The following is a 4,486-nucleotide window of genomic DNA, read 5'->3' as shown; positions in this document are numbered from 1 at the left end:
TGATTGATTACCTATCATTGTTCAGTTTTCAAAGATCTATACCAGTCAAACCAGATTTTATCTAGCTTTGAAGTACTTTTATTAAAGTGTTTCGTCAACCGGCGACTAGATTAGAATAACATGTTGTCACTTTCATGTCAACATCTTTTTATAATCTTTTTTAGAATTTTGTAATTTCTGTTTTAACCAGGAATTACGTTTTTATTCTAAAACGATTATCAACAAACATATATTTTATCTAGTGTTTGCTAACTAATAAACAGTCGCTTCGAACGACTGTATAGCTATTATAGTACAAAGAGCCGAGGGGCGCAACCCCTAATTTTAAAATTTTGCAAACTTTTTTTGAATTAGCTTATATGGTATAAACAAGTACAATACATACTATATACAGTAGTTATCAATAATATAGATGATCAACTGTACTCTATGAATCTATCAGTGCTACTACTTAATCATTTATATTGTTTTATTTCTATTATAGTTACCAACAATCTTCTATTCTTTATTTATATTACGTAACTCTTATTAGAAGCATAATCAACAGCATCTATAAGAGTTCTAGTAAAGCTATAGATTTCAGATAGTTTAACTATAGATACCTTAGCAGTTATGCTTTAGAAACCTTAATACTTAATAGCGCTTATATCTTAACACTTAATAATATATATCTCGGATAGCTTAATACTTTAGATAGCCTATATAGATACATAAAGCACAAATTCCCCTTTACACGTAATAACCCTTTAATTATTTACAGGCAATTATCCTTTAATAGTATATATATAATAAAAATAACGCCATCCAAACGGATGACGTTGTTTAATAAGGATTTGTGTTCCCTAGTCGGGGGTCCAGGGTACGTGTTAGGGGCCCTTATAAACCCAATATAAGGACCATTGTGTTTTGTAGATATACGGATATATGGCGGACATATATCCGTATACCACATGTATTAGAGATCAACTAAGCCTTTAAGACGAGAGAAGGCAAAGGCTTTTTGATATCTATATCAATATAGATATCAATTATTATTGAATCGCTCTACGCAAGTCAACTTTATTGTAGTAGTTACTACCCACTGGTTCGTTAATTGCTTTACGAAGGTCTACTACGTGCTCATCAGCAGCAGTTGGTTCTTCGCTCGCTTTATTTTTAACGGTTTGTTTAGCCGCGAACCAAATTGTTTCGTTCATGTAATGACGAAGTTCTTCGTTAGATACATGTTCTTGCTCTTGAGCAAGAATATCCAAGATTGTATCTTCTAATACTTGTGCTTCGTCGTCAGTCATAGGACCGCCAACTTGTTTTTGTTTTTGTACAACTTCGTTAACACGATCTACCATACCGCGCAATACATTGAATCCATAGCTATTTACAAAGCCATCTTTTTCGTTGTATTTAGGCATTTCAAAGTATTCGTATTCGTTTTTGTTGCGGCTTTCACCGTTCCAGTTCAAAGCTGTTTCAAAGCCATGTACGCGACCAAGGGAGTGCGTACGGAAGTAATCAGCATAGTTATGTTTATCTTTGGAATGTAACCAGATTTTGTCTGCTTTAGTTAATTGCTCATGATTGTCGCGTTTAGCTTCTGCTAAAGCGATTTTTTGTTCAGCATTTTCCCATGCTTTCACATAATCATGAAGGGATTGTACTACTTGTGGGCTAGCCACAGGTACCAATACAACATTGCTCAAACCAGGTGCGAATACAGGGTTAGGCAAGATCAAGTTGTCATCATATGTTGGTGCGCTTGCTGCGTGACCAGTGATGGATGCTGCGCTCATTAAAAGTGCTGCTGTGAAAGCAAGCATTGTAGATTTTTTCATATCTATTCCTCTTTTCATAGTCGAATTAATGTGCTGGTTCAGGGCTCCCGAAGGAACCCTTACCAGTTGTATCCATTTGCTAACTAGGATTCCTAGTTTTTCTGAAAGTATAACTAAGTCATAAGACCTAATTACTCGAACACGCCTTAGGATGGGCGCCCCTAGAAGGGGCTTTCACCATCACAGGAGACATATTACATACCCATTTTCGCCATCATTGCAGCCATTTGAGCTTTCAATACTTCTACTTCACTTTGTAGACCAGCGTTTTGAGCTTTAATTTGTTCGTTTTCATATTTCAAGTCAGATACTTCACCTTTTAATCCGGCGTTTTGAGCTTTCATTGCTGCCATTTCAGTTTGAACTGCATATGCAGAGCTGATAGGGCCTTTGCGGTAGCGATCTGCTACAGCTGCTTCAGCATCTCTGTTACCAACTTTCCAAGTTACACCAGCGTTTGCCATCAAGTGGCTAGAACCGCCAGCCCAGGACAAGCCGCCATGGAACATTGTGGACTCGTTTTTGTAATGAGCTACGCCCACTGCAATCGCGGAGTTACCACGGTAGTTACCGTAACCAGCCATGATTTGAGTTGGTTCCAATGGATCATATTGCATAGGTTTCAATGCGGACAACGCTGCACCTTGAGCACCTACACGACCCACTTCTTCAGTTAATTTATCAACGCGAGGGTCAACTGCACCTTTTACGGAAAGGTCATAGTTTAAGCCACCATCAGCAGTTTCAGTTTTCTTCAATACTACGGATTGGTCATCAGATGTCAATGTAGTACGAGAATCTTTCAACTGTTTAACGTTTACTGCATCTGTATCATTAGTGCCACGTTGAACATTAGTGATTTTGTTACCACCCATGTTGAAGTTGCCACCAGTGATATTTACAGTATCTCCACCGAAGGATAATTTCGGACCATTGGAGTTGTTAGAGATGGAAGTGATGTTAGTGAGGTCGCCTTTCACGTCGAAGGATACTTTACCGTTCGCATCAGTGTGAGCAGTAGTATTTACGCCGTTAGAGAAGTCTAAACCATCAGATAACATTACTGTTCTAGCGTTGCCACCATTTTCTTTGTAAGTCAATGGAATTTGTTTAGCTGCTTCCTTACCATTGAAGTTAACTTGGTAGTTAGTTGTATGGTTAGTAGCATTTGGTTGAACGTCTACAGTGATCGCTTTTTTGTCACCTGTTACAGTAACAGCTTCACGAGCTGCGTCTTTAACGTCATTTTTATCTACAGATACTTCGTATGTTGCACCAGCTGCACCGAATGTATCGCCAGCTTTAGGAGCTACTTTAGCAATGTTATTAGCATCATCTTTAGCTTGTACTTTTTCAGTAGATTTTTTAGCTGCTTCTTGTTGAACAAGTTTCAATTGTTCTTCAGTTGCTGCACGACCTTTAGTTGCGAAGTCAGCGGAATCAAGAGTTTTGTTAGTTAAGCCAGTGATGTCACCAGTTTTACCATCAAGCTTGATTGTGTTGTCGCCAGCTACGTTAACTACTTGGTCACCTTTGAATTCTAATTTGCCATCCCCTTCTTTGTTAGTGATGGAAGTGATTTTGTTCAAATCGCCTTCAACATTAACTTTGTAAGGATTGTTTTTAGAACCATCGCCAGTTACTTTAGTATTTTGACCATCAGTAAGGTTAGTTTTAGCTGCTTTCAATTGACGTACGTTAACCGCATCAGTATCGTTTACACCGTCGTCAACGTTAGTAATTTGTTTATTACCAGCATTGATACCGTCTTTAGTTACGGATGGGCCATTGTTAATTACCAAGCCACCATCAGTGATCTTAGTATCGCCAATTGTTACGGAACCTTTATCAGTAAGGTCGATTTTGTTGTTCAATGCAAATTCTACTTTAGCTCCGTCAGCAGTATTAGTTTGTTTAACACTAAGGTTGTTACCGCCGGAGAATTCAACAGTTTTACCATCAGTAATACTCTTAGCTGCTGTTTCAGAATCAGCAGTAGTATTACCAGTAGATTTAACGTTGAAGCTGTTCATTGTACCAAGGCCAGCACCGCTAATTGTCATTTCGCCATTAGCAGATTTAGATACTGTGATACCGTCAGCACCTTTAACATTTACTTTACCGCCATTAGCTGGAACATCTGTGCCATTAGCTTGGATTGTCCAGATATCGTCAGTGTTAGCGAATGTTTTGTCGCCGTATTTAATGCGGTCGCCATCTTTCTTAATTGTTGTGTAATTATCAGGTGTGCCTAAGTGGATTTCCTTAGTTTGGATAGAGTCGATGCCTTTGATGTTTTTATTCAAGCGAATGTTCAAAGTATCGTTACCATCAGCAGTTACAGCGATGTTACCTGCAGCAGATTCAAATGTTTTTTCTTGCTCTTCAGTAACGCCTTCACCTTTAACTTTAACTGTGGAGTTAAGTTTGTTTTTATTTACAACGCTTTCGTTGTTACCAGTGAATTTCAAGCCGTCATCAGTAGTAGCAACTTCGTGTTTGTTGTTGTTGCTATCTTCGTAAACGATACGAGTCATACCGTTAGTACCATTTTTACCGTCTACACCGTCTTGACCGTTAGCACCTTTGAAAGTAAGACCATCTTTACCGTCTTTACCATTCAAGCCGATAGAGCCGTCTTTACCATTGATAACAAC

The 4,486-nt window shown here is 38.4% G+C and carries 2 protein-coding genes; both read right to left on the bottom strand.

Features of this window, described 5'->3' with window-relative positions:
* Positions 1-1,031 precede the first annotated feature (1,031 nt).
* On the bottom strand, positions 1,032-1,829 hold the full coding sequence (locus DWV85_RS09265) for a hypothetical protein (RefSeq protein WP_123138566.1): 798 nt from the start codon (positions 1,827-1,829) through the stop codon (positions 1,032-1,034).
* A 194-nt stretch (positions 1,830-2,023) separates the two neighbouring features.
* On the bottom strand, positions 2,024-4,486 hold a 2,463-nt coding region (locus DWV85_RS09260; RefSeq protein WP_207798799.1), incomplete at its 5' end, for a YadA-like family protein.

The organism is Veillonella sp. AF13-2 (genome assembly GCF_003603295.1).
GTDB lineage: Bacteria > Bacillota > Negativicutes > Veillonellales > Veillonellaceae > Veillonella > Veillonella parvula_E.
This window is presented reverse-complemented; position numbering and strand designations above follow the sequence as displayed.